12 protein-coding genes are annotated in these 17927 nt (G+C 73.7%); 3 read left to right on the top strand and 9 right to left on the bottom strand.

Annotated features, from left to right (window positions below; genetic code table 11):
- Positions 1-40 precede the first annotated feature (40 nt).
- On the bottom strand, positions 41-1648 hold the full coding sequence (gene purH / locus ACZ6BB_RS12245; RefSeq protein ID WP_471615169.1) for a bifunctional phosphoribosylaminoimidazolecarboxamide formyltransferase/IMP cyclohydrolase: 1608 nt from the start codon (positions 1646-1648) through the stop codon (positions 41-43).
- Complete coding sequence (gene purN, locus ACZ6BB_RS12250) at positions 1645-2274, bottom strand: phosphoribosylglycinamide formyltransferase (protein ID WP_059078984.1); 630 nt, start codon at positions 2272-2274, stop codon at positions 1645-1647. The genes purH and purN overlap by 4 nt, the downstream gene beginning before the upstream one ends.
- A 459-nt stretch (positions 2275-2733) precedes the next feature.
- On the opposite strand from purN, the gene ACZ6BB_RS12255 reads away from it, so the two are divergent.
- Entirely contained in the window at positions 2734-3510 is a 777-nt protein-coding gene (locus ACZ6BB_RS12255) for a hypothetical protein (RefSeq protein ID WP_471615170.1), read from the top strand.
- A 72-nt stretch (positions 3511-3582) separates the two neighbouring features.
- On the opposite strand, the gene ACZ6BB_RS12260 is transcribed toward ACZ6BB_RS12255, so the two are convergent.
- Positions 3583-5784: a cell division protein PerM gene (locus ACZ6BB_RS12260; RefSeq protein WP_471615171.1), complete on the bottom strand. Its 2202-nt coding sequence runs from the start codon at positions 5782-5784 to the stop codon at positions 3583-3585.
- A 126-nt stretch (positions 5785-5910) separates the two neighbouring features.
- On the opposite strand from ACZ6BB_RS12260, the gene ACZ6BB_RS12265 reads away from it, so the two are divergent.
- On the top strand, positions 5911-6840 hold the full coding sequence (locus tag ACZ6BB_RS12265; RefSeq protein ID WP_471615172.1) for a SigE family RNA polymerase sigma factor: 930 nt from the start codon (positions 5911-5913) through the stop codon (positions 6838-6840).
- Between the two features lie 97 nt (positions 6841-6937).
- Here ACZ6BB_RS12265 and sucD read toward each other — a convergent pair whose 3' ends face one another.
- The 6 genes from sucD to ACZ6BB_RS12295 form a co-directional block, all read right to left on the bottom strand.
- Positions 6938-7822 (bottom strand): succinate--CoA ligase subunit alpha, encoded by an 885-nt coding sequence (gene sucD, locus ACZ6BB_RS12270; RefSeq protein ID WP_046915897.1) that lies wholly within the window; start codon positions 7820-7822, stop codon positions 6938-6940.
- Positions 7823-7843: 21 nt separating this feature from the next.
- Complete coding sequence (gene sucC / locus ACZ6BB_RS12275; protein WP_383880398.1) at positions 7844-9022, bottom strand: ADP-forming succinate--CoA ligase subunit beta; 1179 nt, start codon at positions 9020-9022, stop codon at positions 7844-7846.
- 773 nt (positions 9023-9795) lie between these two features.
- On the bottom strand, positions 9796-11025 hold the full coding sequence (locus ACZ6BB_RS12280) for a hypothetical protein (RefSeq protein WP_471615173.1): 1230 nt from the start codon (positions 11023-11025) through the stop codon (positions 9796-9798).
- 240 nt (positions 11026-11265) lie between these two features.
- A complete protein-coding gene (locus ACZ6BB_RS12285) occupies positions 11266-12480 on the bottom strand; it encodes a vWA domain-containing protein (RefSeq protein WP_471615174.1) in 1215 nt (404 codons plus the stop codon).
- 163 nt (positions 12481-12643) lie between these two features.
- Entirely contained in the window at positions 12644-15028 is a 2385-nt protein-coding gene (locus tag ACZ6BB_RS12290) for a DUF5682 family protein (protein ID WP_471615175.1), read from the bottom strand.
- A gap of 188 nt (positions 15029-15216) precedes the next feature.
- Positions 15217-16371, bottom strand: a complete 1155-nt coding sequence (locus tag ACZ6BB_RS12295; protein WP_471615176.1) for an ATP-binding protein — start codon at positions 16369-16371, stop codon at positions 15217-15219.
- Positions 16372-16504: 133 nt separating this feature from the next.
- Between ACZ6BB_RS12295 and ACZ6BB_RS12300 the strand changes: the two genes are divergently transcribed.
- The gene (locus tag ACZ6BB_RS12300; RefSeq protein ID WP_471615177.1) at positions 16505-17887 is read left to right on the top strand and encodes an SWIM zinc finger family protein; all 1383 of its coding nucleotides are present in this window, start codon (positions 16505-16507) and stop codon (positions 17885-17887) included.
- The last annotated feature ends 40 nt before the right edge of the window (positions 17888-17927 follow it).

Consider the following 17927-nt stretch of genomic DNA (forward strand, 5'->3'; position numbering starts at 1 on the left):
CCTTGGCGGACCCTTCGTCCCACGACCTCGGCGGAGCGGCTCAGTGGAAGAAGTGCCGCGTCCCCGTGAAGTACATCGTCACGCCCGCCTTGCGCGCGGCCTCGACGACCAGCTCGTCGCGGACCGAACCACCGGGCTGCACCACGGCCTTGACGCCGGCCGCGGTCAGGATCTCCAGCCCGTCCGGGAAGGGGAAGAACGCGTCGGAGGCGGCGTACGCGCCCCGCGCGCGCTCGGCACCGGCGCGCTCGACCGCGAGCTTGGCGGAGTCGACGCGGTTGACCTGCCCCATCCCGACACCCACCGAAGCGCCGTCCTTGGCCAGCAGGATCGCGTTGGACTTCACCGCGCGGCAGGCCCTCCAGGCGAACGCCAGCTCGGCCAGTTCGTCGGCGGAGAGGGCGTCGCCGGTGGCGAGGGTCCAGTGGGCGGGGTCGTCACCGTCGGCCTGGAGCCGGTCGGTCACCTGCAGCAGCGCGCCGCCGTCGACGGGCTTGACCTCGACCGGGGCGGCGGGCGCGCCCGGTGCCTTCAGCACCCGGATGTTCTTCTTCCTGGCGAGGGCCTCGAGGGCGCCGTCCTCGTAGTCGGGCGCGACGATCACCTCGGTGAAGATCTCGGCGACCTGCTCGGCCATCTCCTTCGAGACCGGCCGGTTGACCGCGATCACGCCGCCGAACGCCGACAGCGGGTCGCAGGCGTGCGCCTTGCGGTGCGCCTCGGCGACATCGGCGCCGACCGCGATCCCGCACGGGTTCGCGTGCTTGATGATCGCGACGGCCGGCGCGTCGTGGTCGTACGCGGCACGGCGCGCGGCGTCCGTGTCCGTGTAGTTGTTGTACGACATCTCCTTGCCGTGCAGCTGCTCGGCCTCGGCGAGACCGCCGGTGCCGGAGACGTACAGCGCGGCCGGCTGGTGCGGGTTCTCGCCGTAGCGCAGGGTGTGCGCGCGCTCCCAGGTGGCCCCGAGGAAGTCGGGGAACTGCGAGTCGTCCACCGGTGCGTACGAGGACGCGAACCAGGAGGCCACGGCGACGTCGTACGCGGCCGTGTGCTGGAACGCCTCGGCCGCGAGCCGCTTGCGGGTGGTGAGGTCGAAGCCGCCGTGCCGGACGGCCGCGAGGACGTCGGCGTACCGGGCGGGGCTGGTGACGACCGCGACGGAGGGGTGGTTCTTGGCGGCGGCGCGGACCATCGAGGGGCCGCCGATGTCGATCTGCTCGACGCACTCGTCGGGGGTGGCGCCGGAGGCGACGGTCTCCCGGAACGGGTAGAGGTTGACGACGACGAGGTCGAACGGCTCGACGCCCAGCTCGGCGAGCTGACGCCGGTGGTCCTCCAGGCGCAGGTCGGCGAGGATGCCCGCGTGCACCTTGGGGTGGAGGGTCTTGACCCGGCCGTCCAGGCACTCGGGGAAGCCGGTCAGCTCCTCGACCTTGGTGACGGGGACACCGGCGGCGGCGATACGCCCGGCCGTGGACCCGGTGGAGACGAGTTCGACGCCCGCCTCGTGCAGGCCGCGCGCGAGGTCTTCGAGGCCCGTCTTGTCATAGACGCTGACGAGCGCGCGCCGGATGACCCGCTGGTCGCCCGCGCCGCTCCGGCCGCTCTGGCCGCTCTCGGCCGTGACAGTGCTGTCGGCGGTCACTGGATAACTACCTTTCGTCCCTCAATGCGATAGCCGTTGCGGGCGAGCCGCCCCACGACATCGACGAGCAGCCTTCGCTCGACTTCCTTGATGCGCTCGTGCAGAGCGCTCTCGTCGTCCTCGTCCCGGACCTCCACCACGCCCTGCGCGATGATCGGCCCGGTGTCGACGCCGTCGTCGACGAAGTGGACGGTGCAGCCGGTGACCCGGGCGCCGTACGCGAGCGCGTCCCGCACCCCGTGGGCCCCCGGGAAACTGGGGAGGAGCGCCGGGTGGGTGTTGACGAACCGCCCACCGAACCGCGCCAGGAACCGCTTCCCCACGATCTTCATGAACCCGGCGGAGACGACGAGGTCCGGCTCGTACGCGGCGACGGCGTCGGCGAGCGCCGCGTCCCACTCGTCGCGCGTCGCGTGGTCCTTGACCCGGCACACGAAGGTCGGCAGCCCGGCGCGCTCGGCGCGGGCGAGGCCCTCGATGCCACCGCGGTCGGCTCCGACGGCCACGATCTCGGCGCCGTAGGCCTCGACGCCGGCCGTGGCGATGGCGTCCAGCAGCGCCTGGAGGTTGGTGCCGGATCCGGAGACCAGCACGACAAGGCGCTTGGCCACGGGCTTGGCGGCCACGGTGGGGCCCTTTCTACGGGTTCTACGGGGAACGTTCAGGTCTGCCGACCGTGCACTTGTACTTTCGTACGAATGCTTCGGGTCCCCCGATACGGGGAAGTCTACGAAGCGGCTGACCGCCAGCAACGATACCGGCACACCGGACGGCCCCCGTGGGACGGGGGCGTGGCCGGGAGGTAGCGTCTGCCAGGAGTGGGCTCGGGAACGCGGTCGGTGTGTGGGGCGTTCAAGGAGTGACAGCTCATGCGCTACCAGTAGATTTCACCGCCGAGATCACCACTGGAACAGGACAGGGACCACGACCGGGCACCACCGGGGAACACGACCGGACTCACCGCCGGGTCCGGCGACCCACCGCCGGACAGCGGCTCCGAGTTCACCGTCCCGTGCACCCGCCGGGCACCACCGGGCACACGACCGATGTCACGCCGTACTCACCAAGGGGAAGACGCACTCCTGATGCCGGACCGCAGTTTCCGCCTTTCTTCGCTCCTGCTGCGCGAGCGGAGTTCCTCGCCCACGCCTCCGCGCGAGAGCGAGGACACCCACGAGCAGTCCGGGCAGCCCGGGCGGGGCCAGGGCGCAGGTGCTTCGGACGACAACCCGTTCGCCCCACCGCCCGAGGGCACGCCCGACCGGCCGTGGCAGCCGCGTCGGCCGGACGGCCGGGACACCGACGACGGCACAGGAGGCGGTGGCGGCCACTCGCCCTGGGGCAGTCAGTGGAGCGACCGGCAGCCCGGCCGCTCGTCCGGCGGACCCTTCGGGCAGCGCCCCGGCGGCCAGGGCGGGCCCGGCCAGGGCCCCGAGGGCGGTCCGGGCGGCGGACTGCGCTGGGACCCGACGGACCCCGCCCAGCGGCGCGCGCGGTACTCGCTGCTCTGCGGCATGTGGGCCTTCTTCTTCGCCCTCTTCGCCTGGCCCTACGTCGCCCTGCTGCTCGGCTCCCTGGCCGTGTACTGGTCCGTCAGCGCCCTGCGCGCCAAGCCCGCCCGCCCGGACCCGGACCGGCCGACGGCCCCCGAACCGAGCGGCCGGCCGCAGCGGACGGCGGCCATCAGCGGCCTGGTGACCTCCACGATCGCCCTCGCCATCGTCGCCGTCACCTTCACGGCCCAGTTCGTCTACCGGGACTACTACACCTGCGTCAACGACTCCCTCACCACCACCTCCGCGCAGGCCTGCAAGGACCTCCTGCCGGAGGGACCGCTGCGGGAGGTGCTGGGCGCGCAGTGACAGCGCGACCCGAGCGGCAGAGCGGGGTGAAGGCGCGCCGTCGGTGGTGACCGGCGGCGCGCCGTCGTGTCGTCAGGCGGGTTCCTCCCGGCCGGGGAGCGGGGTGCGTTCGTGGTCGCCCCGGTCGGATGCGGACGCCTCCCGCAACGCCGCCCAGCGGGCGGCGCGCCCGTCCGGGTCCCAGACGGGTGGGGGTACGGCGGCGGACTCATAGGCGTACGGGTCGAGGGCGTCGTACGGGGCCTGCCCGAGGTCGTCGGTGGTGTCGAGCACCGGGCCCGGAGCGGCGTCGGCGGCGTCCGTGGCGGTGCCGGTGGCCTCGGAGGTGGCGGTGCCGGTGGCCTCGGTGGTGTGGGGCCCGGTGGCGTCGGCGCCGACGGTGGCGGGCGAGGGGCCGACCGGGATCGCCGGCCCGGCCGGAGTGCCCTTCTCCCCCGGGAACCACGCGGGGAGCCGGTGGGGGCGCTTCGGGACGGGTGCGGGCTGCGGCACGGAGGCGGCGGCCGTCGGCCTGCCTGTGGCCCGGGGTTGGGTCAGGGACTCGGCTCCGGACTCGGCTCGCGTCTCGGCTCCGGACTCGGCTCGCGTCTCGGCTCCGGACTCGGCTCGGGTCTCGGTTCGGGTCTCGGTTCGGGTCTCGGTTCGGGTCTCGGTTGCGGCCTCCCCTCGGGAATCGGCCGGGGACCGGACGGCCGGCTCGGTTCGGGACCAGGCCGCACCGAACCCGCCCGATGTGTCGCCGGGAGCCAAGGCACCTCCCCCGGCGGTCTTCGCCCGGCGCCGGAACACTCGGGCCGCCACCGACCGCTTCCGTCCTCCGGTCCCGTCGCCCAGAGGCTCCCCCGTCGTCCCGCCCTGCCCGGCGGCCCTGGCCACCGGCACCGCGGTTCTCTTCGTCCGACCAGCCACCTCGGCCGCGTCCGCCCTCCTCCGGGCGCGCGTCCGCCACCACCGCGCGACCAGCGCCACCGGCATCCCCACCGCGCCCACCCAGGCCCCGGCCGCGCCGCCGGCCTGCCACCACACCGGTCCGAACTCGGTCAGCGCGGCGACACCGAGGCGTCCTCCCGCGAGGAGGGCGAGGAGGGCGAAGGCCGCGGCGGACACGAGGGCCGCGAGCAAGGTCGCGACGACCGTGCGCCCCGCGGACCACGGCACCGGCCGAGCGGTGGCGGCCCGCGCCGCGGTGAACCAGCCGACCGTCACCCCCGCGGCGAGCGGCACCGCTCCCACCATCCAGTACACCGGCGCGCCCCCACCCGCCGGGACGGCCGCGAGCAGGGGGAACGGGGGCAGGAGAACGGCCGGAGCGGCAGCCTCCAGCGGGCCGGTGGGGTGCCCGGCGCCCAGCAGGAAGCCGGGGCCGAGGGCGTAGGCCGCCGCCCACAGCGCCGCGTTCGGGATGAGGGCGAGGCAGAGCAGCAGGACGGCGAATCGCCCGGACAGCCCTTCGGTGAGCTGGAGGAAGGAGTCGCGGGCCGCACCGCCGTGCCACACGAGGGACACGGCCACCAGCAGCGCGCCACCACCGCCGAGCACGAGCACGCCCGCCCCGGCGGCGCGTGAGGCGGCCGCCGCGACCTGCCGCCGGTCCGCGGTCCTCAGGGCGCCGCCGAGGAGCGCGGGCAGCGGCGGCCGGGGGCACCCGCGCGCCGCCCACACTCCCGTGCCCGCCGCGAGCGCCGCGAGCAGCGGCACGCACAGCGCGGCCCACCACCACGACGGCTGCAGCACTCCGCCCGAGGCGTAGAGGGTGACCACCGCGCCGACGGTCGCGTATCCGATGACCAGCCCGGCCCACGTCGCACGGGCGCTCACCCCGCAACCGTCGCCCGCGTGGTCGCGGGCCGATCGGTGCAGCAGGACCACCGGCAGGGCGAGCAGGAACAGGGGGACGAGACCGACCGGGGCGGGGTCGCCGGAGAGTGTGTCGGTACGGACGAGTTCCACGCCGTGCGAGAGCAGCCACAGCGCCGCCGCCACGTGCAGCGCCCCGCCGGGCCCGCTGTCGGGGTACGGCGAACTGATCCACAGCACGGTCACGAGGGCCACGAACGCCCCCAGGCCGAGCCCCGCCGCCAGCGCCCCGCCGAGCACCCCGGCGACGAGCTCGGACGACCGTCGGCGCGCCCGCCTGAGCAGCGGCGACAGCGGCGACCGGGGTGAGGACGAGTACAGGGACGGTGCGGAGGCCACGGGCCTCATCGGAACCCCGGACGCCGTGGGAGGTGCCGACGGCTCGTTCGGATCGGTCGCGTGTGTCACGTCGGCCATGCTCCCAACGACACGCGCTTTACGGCTGTAACGGGGTATTTGTGCACGTGTCGCTCAATATGTGCTTATGTGTTTTTTCGTACGCAGATCGGTCCAACGGAGGTCGCTTCCGGGGGAGGCGGTCCGGTGACCCGGCCCGGGACCAGGACGCCCGGCGGGCCGTCCGGCCGGGGCGGAGCCGAGTGGTACCAGCAGCAGCCGCTCGGCGCGGGCGACGTCACCGCCGACGCCGGCCTCCCGGCGCCGGCCCCGCCGCCCCTGACACCCGCCCGGGCCTTCGACGCGCTCTACGCGTACTGCGCTCCCGCCCTCGTGCAGCAGACCTATCTGCTCACCGGGCAGCGGCGGCTCGCGCGCGAGGCGGTGGAGCGCGCCTTCCAGCTCGCCTGGCACCGCTGGCCGGAGGTGGCCGTCGACCGTGACCCAGCAGGCTGGGTGCGGGCGGCGGCCCACGAGTACGCCCTCTCCCCCTGGCACCGGCTGCGCCCCCGCCCCCGGCGGCACCTCGAACCGCCGCCGACCGACCCCACCGGCCGCGCCCTGCTGACCGCGCTGCTCGAACTGCCGCCCCCGTACCGCCGCACCCTGCTCCTCTACGACGGTGTCGGGCTCGACCTGCCCGACACGGCCGCCGAGACGGAGTCGAGCACACCCGCCGCGGCGGGCCGGCTGCTCTACGCCCGCGCGAGGGTCACGGAGCGGCTCCCGAAGCCGGTGGCGGCCGACGACCTCGGCCGTCTCCTGGCCGTCCTCCCCTCCGACGTCCGTCCGGGCCCCGTCCGACCCCCCGCGATCCGGGCCCGGGCCGACCTGCGCGCCCGCCGCTGGATCCACGCCGCCATCGCCTTCACCACCCTCCTCCTGACCACCACCGCCCTCACGCTGTACACGGCCCCCGACCACTACGAGGCCCCGGTTCCCCCGGGTGTCCCGATCCACGGCGTCCCGCCGCGGGCGGCCCCCGGCCCCCTCTCCCCGCCTCAGCAGAAGCTCCGGGCCAAGCTGCGGGCGGAGACCGCCGCCGGACCGGAACGACTGCACCCGGAGGCCCACTGAGCCGGGCGTACGCCGGGCCGACCGCCCCCGCGAACGCCGACGGGCCCGCACCCCGGACGAGGGATGCGGGCCCGCGAAGGCTCGGTCGAGCCGAAGATCAGCCGCCGAGGATCTCGCGCGCGAGCTTCGCCGTCTCGGTGGGCGTCTTGCCCACCTTGACGCCGGCGGCCTCAAGGGCCTCCTTCTTCGCGGCGGCCGTACCCGAGGAGCCGGAGACGATGGCGCCGGCGTGGCCCATCGTCTTGCCCTCGGGCGCGGTGAAGCCGGCGACGTAACCGACGACCGGCTTCTTCACGTTCGCCTTGATGTAGTCGGCGGCACGCTCCTCCGCGTCGCCACCGATCTCACCGATCATCACGATGAGGTCGGTGTCGGGGTCGGCCTCGAACGCGGCGAGCGCGTCGATGTGCGTCGTACCGATGACCGGGTCGCCACCGATGCCGACGGCCGACGAGAAGCCGATGTCCCGCAGCTCGTACATCATCTGGTACGTCAGCGTGCCGGACTTCGAGACGAGACCGATGCGGCCCGGCTTGGTGATGTCACCGGGGATGATGCCGGCGTTCGACTGGCCGGGGGTGATCAGACCCGGGCAGTTCGGGCCGATGATCCGGGTCTTGTTGCCCTTGGAGCCGGCGTACGCGTAGAACGCGGCCGAGTCGTGGACCGCGATGCCCTCGGTGATGACGACCGCGAGCGGGATCTCGGCGTCGATGGCCTCGACGACGGCGGCCTTGGCGAAGGCCGGCGGCACGAAGAGGACGGACACGTTGGCGCCCGTCTTCTCGATCGCCTCGGCGACGGTGCCGAAGACCGGGATCTCGGTGCCGTCGACGTCGACGGTCGTGCCCGCCTTACGGGGGTTCACGCCACCGACGATGTTCGTGCCGTCGGCCAGCATGAGCTTGGTGTGCTTCATGCCCGTGGCACCGGTCATGCCCTGGACGATGACCTTGGATTCCTTGTTGAGGAAGATAGCCATGGCTGTTCTGTCCCTCGTCCCTTACTTCGCGGCCGCGAGCTCGGCGGCCTTGTCGGCCGCGCCGTCCATGGTGTCCACGCGCTGGACCAGCGGGTGGTTGGCGTCGGAGAGGATCTTGCGACCCAGCTCGGCGTTGTTGCCGTCCAGGCGGACGACGAGGGGCTTGGTGACTTCCTCGCCCTTGTCCTTGAGCAGCTGCAGCGCCTGGACGATGCCGTTGGCGACCTCGTCACAGGCGGTGATGCCACCGAAGACGTTGACGAACACGGACTTGACGTCCGGGTCGCCCAGGATGATCTCCAGGCCGTTCGCCATGACGGCGGCGGAGGCGCCACCGCCGATGTCGAGGAAGTTGGCGGGCTTGACGCCACCGTGGTTCTCACCGGCGTACGCGACGACGTCCAGGGTGCTCATGACGAGACCCGCGCCGTTGCCGATGATGCCGACCTCACCGTCGAGCTTGACGTAGTTGAGGTTCTTCTCCTTGGCCGCGGCCTCCAGCGGGTTCGCGGCCGCGTGGTCGACGAGCTCCTCGTGGTCGGGGTGGCGGAAGTCCGCGTTCTCGTCCAGGGAGACCTTGCCGTCGAGGGCGATGACGTCGCCGGAGGCGACCTTCGCCAGCGGGTTGACCTCGACGAGGAGGGCGTCCTCCTCGATGAAGGTCTTCCACAGCGTCACCAGGACGTCGGCGACCTTGTCGGCGACCTCGGCCGGGAAGTTCGCGGCCTCGACGATCTCGCGGGCCTTCTCGGGGGTCACACCCTCGTTGGCGTCGATCGGCGTCTTGGCGACGGCCTCGGGGCGGGTGGCCGCCACCTCCTCGATCTCCATGCCGCCCTCGACGGAGGCGATGGAGAGGAAGGTGCGGTTGGTGCGGTCGAGGAGGTACGAGACGTAGTACTCCTCGACGATCTCCGGAGCGGTCTCGGCGATCATCACCTTGTGGACCGTGTGGCCCTTGATGTCCATGCCGAGGATGTTGGTCGCGTGCTCGACCGCCTCGTCCGCGGTCGCCGCGAGCTTCACGCCGCCGGCCTTGCCGCGGCCACCGACCTTCACCTGGGCCTTGACCACGGACTTGCCACCCAGACGCTCAGTGGCTGCGCGAGCCGCCTCAGGCGTGTCGATGACTTCACCGGCCAGCACCGGTACATCGTGCTTGGCGAAGAGGTCCCTCGCCTGGTACTCGAACAGGTCCACGCGCGTCCGTCCCTATCAGTGAGCTAGCGGTTCGTTGGATGCGTGGGCGTGCCGCGAAGGGCAACGTGACGTCCGCCGTGAGTCACAAGGGAGGCGCACACGGTGTCCGAGCGCGCGGCATGTCCGTCTCGCAGGTTATCGCTGCTTCCGGGAGGCCTCTAAATCGCGGGTCACACCTGAGCGGTGATACCTGTCACATGATGCCGCGCTCACTGGCACCGCGTGCCGCGTATGCGGGACCTCACCGGACGGGGGTACGTCCGGTGAGGTCCCTACGAGGCCCTTCACTCACTCCGAAGGGCCCCCGGCGGGTGATCTCCTCCCCGATCGGAGACCGCCCGCCACCGTCCCCGACTCCCGCCCGGACCGGGCCGACGGCTTTCGGCCGTCCGAGTTCGAGCCGTGGGTCGGCTGTCCGTGACCGCCCCGCGAGCCGCAGCTACGGGGGCGGGGCAGGGGGCGCGGCCTGGGGCAGGGGCAGGACGCCGGTGTCTGTGCCGGTGCCTGTGCCTGTGCCGGTGCCGCGCGGGGGTGGTCGGATGCTCTTGTTCATGCGTGTCCGGGTTCCTTCGGGGTCCGGTCGGTCGGTGGGGCGCCGCGGCGGTATGGGCCGCGGCCGTGGCCCTCGTTCCGTCAAGCGGTCACGCCCTCACCCGACGAGGTGGGGGTCGTGGTTCCGGTGGCGAGAACGGTGGCGTCCGGGCCTCCGGGCTTCTTGGAGCCAGGGCTCCGAGAGAGGGGGACGGCAGTCCTGCGGAGGAGAGGACCGGCGACTAGCCGGGGAACTCGGGGATGTCCCGGTGCCGGTCCCTGGTGCCGTCCGGGGCATCGGTCGCGGGGGCGCCGGGCACGACGCTCAGCGGCGCCGGGTCGAGCGAGGCGAGGGTCGACGTCTCCACGTGCCGGGGCCCGCCGTTGTCGACGGCGGAGTGTCCGCCGAGGGCACCCGTCGGAAGACCGCCGGGGCTCCGGTGCGCAGACACCCGCACGACGGACGCGCCCCCGGCACCGGCGTCACGGCCAGGAGCCGACACGCCCGCCGCGCCACCGACTACGGCCTTCGGTCCGAACGCGACGGAGGGCGTGACCAAGGCCCGTTCGCCCCCGCTCCCGCCGTCATGGTCGACGGTCGAGCCCCGACTCCCGGCCACCGCCCGGCCCGGCTCCCGCGGCGTCACCACCACGGGCGGAGTCTCCACCGGCAACGTCGTCTGCCCGGACGGCTCCGGGAGCCCCGGCACCCCGGGCAGCGACGGCATCCCGCCCGACGGGGGAAGCTGCGACGACACCCCGCCCAGCCCCTCGGTGACCGACTCGACGAGGTCGCCCACCGGCACCAGCACGTTCGCGGTGACGGGCCGTAACACGGGAGGGACGACCGGCTGCACGACCTCTTCGACGACGGACCGGACGACATGCCCGGTGGCCGACTGCGCGAAGCGTTCGTGCTGAGTGAGGCCTTCGTGCTGCGCGAAGCGTTCGTGCAGGGTGAGGCGTTCGTGCTGAGTGAGGCGTTCGTGCTGGGTGAGGCGTTCGTGCTGAGTGAGGCGTTCGTGCTGGGTGAGGCGTTCGGCCACCGGCTGTACGGCGTGCTCGGTCACCGGCCGCGGTACCGGGTCGGTGACCCGCCGGGCGACGTCCTCCACGACCGGTCGGGCGGTCCGCGCGGTCAGGGGACCGGTCCGCCCGGTCACGGGAGCGATGTGCCCGGTGCCGGGAGCGAGTCGCTCGGTCACCGGAGCGATCCGCCCGGTCACGGGCGGAGCAGTCGACTCGGCGACCGGCCTGACGACCCGATCGGTAGCGGCAGTGGTGACGGCGGCCGGAAGGGAGGACACAGCCGGCGCCCCCTCGTCCGCCGCACTCGTCCGCGCGCCGCACAGGACGCCCAGCGCGAACAGCCCGCCCACCAGCAGCCCCACCCGCACCGCACGACGCCCGGCGGCCCCGCGCGTCACGCGCAGGACGGCACCGGCACCGGGGAGCGGGGCTGTTGCGGTCAAGACGGGGAGAACCCTCCCGTGCGACGGAACGGCGGAGTACGGGGTGAAAGCGCGTGAGATGCGAACACCCGTGTGAAAGCTGTGAAGTGCCGCCGATCCTCGCACGGCACTCCCGCCGTCGCGCAAGCCCCGTGTCACCGATGCAGGGTCATGTCCGCTTTTCAACCTCCCTTGTCCGGTTACCGACCGCCGCGTCCGTCGGGGCCGACGTCCCCGCCCGTCACCTGTCCGCGGTACCCCTCACGCACTGTCCGGTATCGGCAGCGGCCGCTTCTCGATCGCCGCCGCCATCACCTCCGGGAAGAGGTCGGGCGTGCAGGCGAACGCGGGTGCGCCGAGCGCCGCGAGAGACGCCGCGTGCTCGCGGTCGTAGGCCGGCGCCCCCTCGTCGGAGAGCGCGAGCAGGGTCACGAACTGCACCCCCGACGCCTTCATCGCCGCCACCCGCTTCAGCATCTCGTCGCGTATCCCGCCCTCGTAGAGATCGCTGATGAGCACGACCACGGTGTCCGCGGGCCTGGTGATCTGCGACTGGCAGTACGCGAGTGCCCTGTTGATGTCCGTGCCGCCGCCGAGCTGGGTGCCGAACAGGACGTCGACCGGGTCGTCGAGCTGGTCGGTGAGGTCGACGACCGCCGTGTCGAAGACGACGAGCCGGGTGTCGATGGACCGCATGGACGCCAGCACCGCCCCGAACACCGACGCGTAGACGACCGAGGCCGCCATCGACCCGGACTGATCGATGCAGAGGACGACTTCCTTCTTCACCGACCGCGAGGCCCGCCCGTAGCCGATGAGCCGCTCGGGCACGACCGTCCGATGGTCCGGCAGGTAGTTCTTGAGGTTGGCCGCGATCGTGCGGTTCCAGTCGATGTCGTGGTGGCGCGGCCGGTTGACGCGGGCACTGCGGTCGAGGGCACCGGTGAGCGTGGCCCGGGTCCGGGTCGCGAGCCGTTTCTCCAGGTCCTCGACGACCTTCCGTACGACGGCCCGCGCGGTCTCCCTGGTCGTCTCGGGCATGGCCTTGTTGAGGGAGAGGAGGGTGCCGACGAGGTGGACGTCCGCCTCCACCGCCTCCAGCATCTCCGGCTCCAGCAGCAGCGCGGACAGACCCAGCCGGTCGATGGCGTCCCGCTGCATGACCTGGACGACGGAGGAGGGGAAGTACGTCCGGATGTCCCCCAGCCACCGCGCCACGGACGGCGCCGACGCCCCGAGCCCCGCCGAACGGTCCTGCCCCGCACGCGTCTTGTCCCCCTTTCCGTACAGCGCGGCCAGTGCCTGGTCCATCGCCGCGTCACGCCCGCCGAGCGCGTACCCGGTGCCGTCCGCCGCCTCCCCGCCGAGCACGAGCCGCCAGCGTCGCAGCCGTTCGTCGGCCGCGTCCACCGCTGCCAGGTCCTGCGCCCGTGCTTCCGCCCGTACCTCCGCTCGTGTTCGCGCCCCGGTCGTCATCCGCGCACCCCCGTCCCGGGCCGGGCCCAGAGCGGCATCACCGTCACGGTCGCCGGGCGCCTGCCCGAACGCGCTCCGCGCGCATGCCCGTTCCGGTCTCCGGTGTCCCTCGCGATGTCCATCGTGGCGTCGGCCCGCCTGGGCTCGCGCAGTCGTTCGGTCGTCATCCCGCCACCCCCACCAGGTCGTCCTCCGTGTCGGCCCGGCCGTCGTCGTCGCCGTCGAGGCCGAGCAGCAGCCGCAGCACCGGCAGCACCGCGTCCGCCCGGCCGCTGTCGAGGTCGTCGGCGAAGCCGGGCACGCCGGAACCGCCGGCCGCCGCGCTCCCCCGCCGCCCCGGCCCGCGCCGCACCTGCTCGCCGAGCGTGCGGCGCACCCCCGGCTCGTACGCCGAGAACGTCCGCCGCAGCAACGGCAGTACGTCCGTGAACGCGTCCGCCGGGACCCCGGTGAGCCAGGCGTCCACCAGGGCGAGGAGCCGTTCGTCGTGCACGAGCAGCATCCCGCCGCCGGAGCCGCCGCCGACGAAGCCCTCGATCCACGCCGCCGCGTCCGCCGGCGCCGTCCCCGGCGACAGCACGAGCCCCATGAGCCGCGCCGCCTCGTCCTGCGCCAACTCGCCGTCGTCCAGCAGCAGTCGTACGGCACGTCCGCGGATCACACCCGGCACCGTGTCCCGTCCGGAGAGGACGTGGAGCACCGAGTGCCAGCGGCCCCGTATCCCGGTCCCGGTCCTCGTTCCGGTCACGCCTGCGCCGTCCGCCGCCGCGCGGTGCGCGGGGACGGTGTCGCCGAGCAGGCCCACCGCCCCGTGCACGGCGTCGACATGGCGGCGCATCTCCTGTGCCGCCTCGGTGTCGAGCGCGGCGCAGGCGGGCGGCAGACCGACGAAGACCCGCTCGGCGAGACCGGCGGCGACCTCGGCCAGAGCCCGGGTGTCGGTGGCGCGGACGTCGCCGTAGCGCAGGGAGCGGACGAGGGCCGGGAGTGCCTGGGCGAGGTGGCCGACGTCGGCGTCGAGGGCGGCGCGGTCGGCGAGCACGCGCATCACCACGGGCAGAGCGTCGGGGAGTCGGGCGAGGAGACAGCGCTCGGCGAGGTCGGTGATGTCGGCGAGCGACCCGGCCGCGACGGCGTCCGCCTCGGCCTTGGCGGTCGTCGCCGCGAGCACGGTGGTCCCCCAGACTCCGGCTTCGGCGACGCGCACGGACAGCTCGGGCTCCCAGCGCAGCCGCCAGGTCTCCCGGAACGTGCCCGTGCTGCCGCGCGAGGTCGTCGGCTCACCCCACTCGACGCCGAGCAGCCGCAGCCGGTGCAGCAGGCGGCTGCGCTCGGCGTCGTTCTCCCTGCGCAGGTCGAGCTCCACCTCCCGCTCCAGCGCCTCCGGCTTGAGCCGCAGCCCGCGCTGGAGCCGCGTGAGGTCCCGTTGCAACGGCACCGCCGGCGCCGTGTCGGGCACCTCTCCGAGGACGTCGCCGACCACCAGCCGGTCCGCCACCAGCGACAGCGGTACGTCCGATCCGTCGCACATCACCGCCCGTACGGCGTCGGTGGTCTCCGTGAGGCCCGGCAGCGGGCGGCCGCGCATCGCGGCGAGCGTGTCGGCCAGCCGTACCGCCTCGATGACGTGCGCGGAGGACACGATGCGGTCCTCCGCGCGCAGCAGCCCCGCCACCTTGGTGAGCCACCGCTCCACGGGGCGGTCGGGCGCGGCGAACAGATGTCCGTACCAGCCCGGGGAGTCGATTCCCGCCCCGTAGCCGCCTGCGCGGGCCAGGCGCCGGTTCGTCCACGGCACCCAGGTCATGTCGGCCTTGACCCTGGGCAGCCCCTTCAAGGAGGCCCGGTCGGCGGCCACGGTCCGCTTCTCCCGCAGCGCGGGCACGTGCCAGGCACCGCACACCACGGCCACGTCGTCGTCCCCGAACTCCTTGCGTGCGGCGCGCAGTTGCAAGCGCATGTACGCCTCGCGCACCGGATCACGGTCGCGCCCTCCGCTGCCGTACACCTCCCGCAGCGCCCCCATGGCCTCCTCCAGCACGGCGAACGGGCCGAACACGTCCCCGCCCGTCCCCCGGTGCTCGACGACGTCCTCCCACCACCGCTCGGCGTCGTCGTACCCGGCGGCTTCGGCGAGCGCGGCGAGCGGATCGCCCCGGAGAGCCTCGTCCGGCTCGGCGGCCGGCCCGTCCGGCTCGGTGGCCCCGGATTCCCCCCTCCCCCAGGCCAGCGTGTGTGCGGCCGGCAGGTCGATGAAGCGGGCCGGGACATCGTGGGCCAGCGCCCAGCGGAGGGCGACCCACTCCGGGGAGAACTCGGCGAAGGGCCAGAAGGAGGAGCGCCCCGGCTCGTCGACGGCGTGGGCGAGGAGCGCGACCGGGGGCCGCATGTCCTCGTCCGCCGCGAGCGGAACGAGCGCATCCGCCTCCGGCGGCCCCTCGATCAGCACGACCCGGGGCCGAGCCGCCTCCAGCGCCGCACGCACGGCCCGTGCCGACCCCGGCCCGTGATGCCGCACGCCGAGCAACAGCGGCCCGGCCCCCCGCACCCCGCCCGCTCCCCGGGCCCCGCCACGCGCCCCCGCGCCGACGGCCGCATCCGCACCGCCCCGCGTCCCCGGCCCGGCGGGGGGCGCCGTCGCACGATCCCTCCCGTCCCGGGCACGGGCCTCGTCCCCACCGGACACCCGCGCCCCACCGACCGCCTGTCCCTCGACGCTCACCTCCCCCTGTCCCCTCACGCGCTCACCTCGCGGCACGCGCGGTAGAAGTCGGTCCAGCCGTCGCGCTCGCGGACGACGGCCTCCAGGTACTCCTGCCAGACGACGCGGTCGGCGGCCGGGTCACGGACGACGGCGCCGAGGATGCCGGCGGCCACGTCGGAGGCGCGCAGGACTCCGTCGCCGAAGTGGGCGGCGAGGGCGAGGCCGCCGGTGACGACGGAGATCGCCTCGGCGGTGGACAGCGTGCCGCTGGGCGACTTCAGCTTCGTCCGGCCGTCCGTCGTGATGCCGTCGCGCAGCTCGCGGAAGACCGTCACGACGCGGCGGATCTCGTCGACGCCGTCGGGCACGGCCGGCAGGTCGAGGGAGCGGCCGATCTGGTCGACGCGGCGCGAGACGATGTCGACCTCGGCGTCGGCGCTCTCCGGCAGCGGCAGCACCACGGTGTTGAACCGGCGGCGCAGCGCGCTCGACAGGTCGTTCACCCCGCGGTCGCGGTCGTTGGCCGTGGCGATGAGATTGAAGCCCCGGACGGCCTGCACCTCCTGCCCCAACTCCGGTATCGGCAGCGTCTTCTCGGACAGGATCGTGATCAGCGAGTCCTGGACGTCGGCCGGGATACGGGTCAGCTCCTCGACGCGGGCCGTCATGCCCTCCGCCATGGCCCGCATGACGGGGCTGGGCACGAGCGCGTCACGGCTCGGGCCGTGGGCGAGCAGCTGCGCGTAGTTCCAGCCGTAGCGGATCGCCTCCTCCGGGGTGCCCGCGGTGCCCTGCACGAGCAGCGTGGAGTCGCCGCTGACGGCCGCCGCCAGGTGCTCGGAGACCCAGGTCTTGGCGGTTCCGGGCACGCCGAGCAGGAGCAGGGCGCGATCGGTGGCGAGCGTGGTGACGGCGACTTCGACGATGCGGCGCGGCCCGACGTACTTCGGTGTGATCACCGTGCCGTCGGGGAGCGTCCCGCCGAGCAGATACGTGGCCACGGCCCACGGTGAGAGCTTCCAGCGGGCCGGCCGGGGCCGGTCGTCGTGGGCGGCCAGCGCGGTCAGTTCCTCGGCGAAGGCGTGCTCGGCGTGCGCCCGCAGCACCTCACCGCCCGTGCGCGTGTTCGCGGGCGCGGACTGGTTTCGGCTCGGGTCGACAGTGGTCGTTCCAACGGACGCAGGCATGGCTGAGTCCCCCTCCAGCTCGGCCGGTTCGGATCTGCTGACCACACTGCACCACGCCACTGACAATCCAGTCTGACCTGCGGAAATTGGATCGCGCAAGCCAATTGTCAGTGGTGGGATCTACCTTCGGAACATGACTCAGCAGGGGGTGCGCTGGACGGCTGAGCAGGTGCTGGCATTGGCACCTGACGCAGCGTCGCGCAAAGCCGGAAGCAAACTCGCCGCGGCAGGGCCGTGGTCGGGTACTGGCAGTTCGGACGAGGGGACGGTGTGGGGACTGTGCAAAGGAAGTGGCAGCAAGCCGTATCAGACGATCATCGACGTGGCGGACTCCGCGGGGCCCGCGTACAAGTGCGGTTGTCCGAGCAGGAAGTTCCCGTGCAAGCATGCGCTGGGGCTGCTTCTGCTCTGGGCGGGCGACGCCGCCGCGGTGCCGTCCGGGCAGGCGCCGGACTGGGCGCAGCAGTGGCTGTCAGGCCGCCGTACGCGCGCAGCGGCGAGGACGACGAGGACGGGCGCGGCATCTGGGGCCACGTCCGCTGACCCCGAGGCGGCGCGCCGCCGAGCCGAGCGGCGCGCCGACCGCGTCACCGCGGGCGCGACGGAGCTCGAACAGCGGTTGACCGACCTGTTCCGCGGCGGCCTGGCCGCCGCGGAACAGGCGGGGTACGGGCTGTGGGAGGAGACGGCGGCCCGCATGGTCGACGCCCAGGCCCCGGGACTGGCGGCGCGGGTACGGGAGTTGGGTGCGATACCGGGCTCCGGCCCCGGCTGGCCGGCCCGTCTCCTGGAGGAGTGCGCCCTACTGCATCTTCTCGACCAGGGATGGCTGCGCCGCGATCGCCTGCCGGAGGGTCTCGCGGCCACGGTCGGCTCCCGGATCGGTCTGACCGGCTCGCCGGACGGCCCACCGGTCCACGACCGCTGGCTCGCCCTCGCGCAGTACGACACGTCCGACGCCCACTCCTCTCTCACCACCCGTCGCATCTGGTTGTACGGCCTCGGGTCGGGCCGTACGGCCCTGCTCCTCTCCTACGGAGCCGCCGGCCGCGCGCCCGAGCTGTCGCTGCCGGTCGGGCTGGCCTTCGAGGCCGAGGTGTCGGCGTACCCCGGTACCGGGCAGCTGCGAGCGGCCCTGGGCGAGCGTTTCACCGCGCCCGAGCCCTCCGCCGCAAGGCCCCCGGGGATCACTCCGCCCGAGGCGGCGGCCCGTTACGGCGCGGCCCTGCGGGACGATCCCTGGCTGGACTCCTTCCCGGTCACCCTCGGTCGCGTCGTTCCCGTCCCGGACGGCGACTCCTGGCAACTGGCCGACGCAGACGGCGATCTCGCCCTCCCCCTCACCTCCTCCGCACGCTCCCGCCCCGGTCTGTGGCGTCTGCTGTCCCTCTCCGGCGGGCTGCCCGTGACGGTCTTCGGCGAGTGCGGCCACCGGGGCTTCACCCCGCTGACGGCATGGGCGGAGGAGTCCGAGGGCGCGCACGAGGCTGTCGGGCAGGCGGTGACCCTGTGCTGAGGGAGGGCGGGGGCGGCGGTAGCGGAAGCAGTGGTTCGCG

It is taken from the genome of Streptomyces sp. NPDC041108, from assembly GCF_055592645.1.

Coding starts and splice junctions, on each gene's coding strand:
- ACZ6BB_RS12255 (WP_471615170.1), top strand. CDS start 2,734: ATGCCGGACCGCAGTTTCCGCCTTTCTTCGCTCCTGCTGCGCGAGCGG.
- ACZ6BB_RS12260 (WP_471615171.1), bottom strand. CDS start 5,784: ATGGCCGACGTGACACACGCGACCGATCCGAACGAGCCGTCGGCACCT.
- sucD (WP_046915897.1), bottom strand. CDS start 7,822: ATGGCTATCTTCCTCAACAAGGAATCCAAGGTCATCGTCCAGGGCATG.
- ACZ6BB_RS12285 (WP_471615174.1), bottom strand. CDS start 12,480: ATGACGACCGGGGCGCGAACACGAGCGGAGGTACGGGCGGAAGCACGG.
- ACZ6BB_RS12295 (WP_471615176.1), bottom strand. CDS start 16,371: ATGCCTGCGTCCGTTGGAACGACCACTGTCGACCCGAGCCGAAACCAG.
- ACZ6BB_RS12300 (WP_471615177.1), top strand. CDS start 16,505: ATGACTCAGCAGGGGGTGCGCTGGACGGCTGAGCAGGTGCTGGCATTG.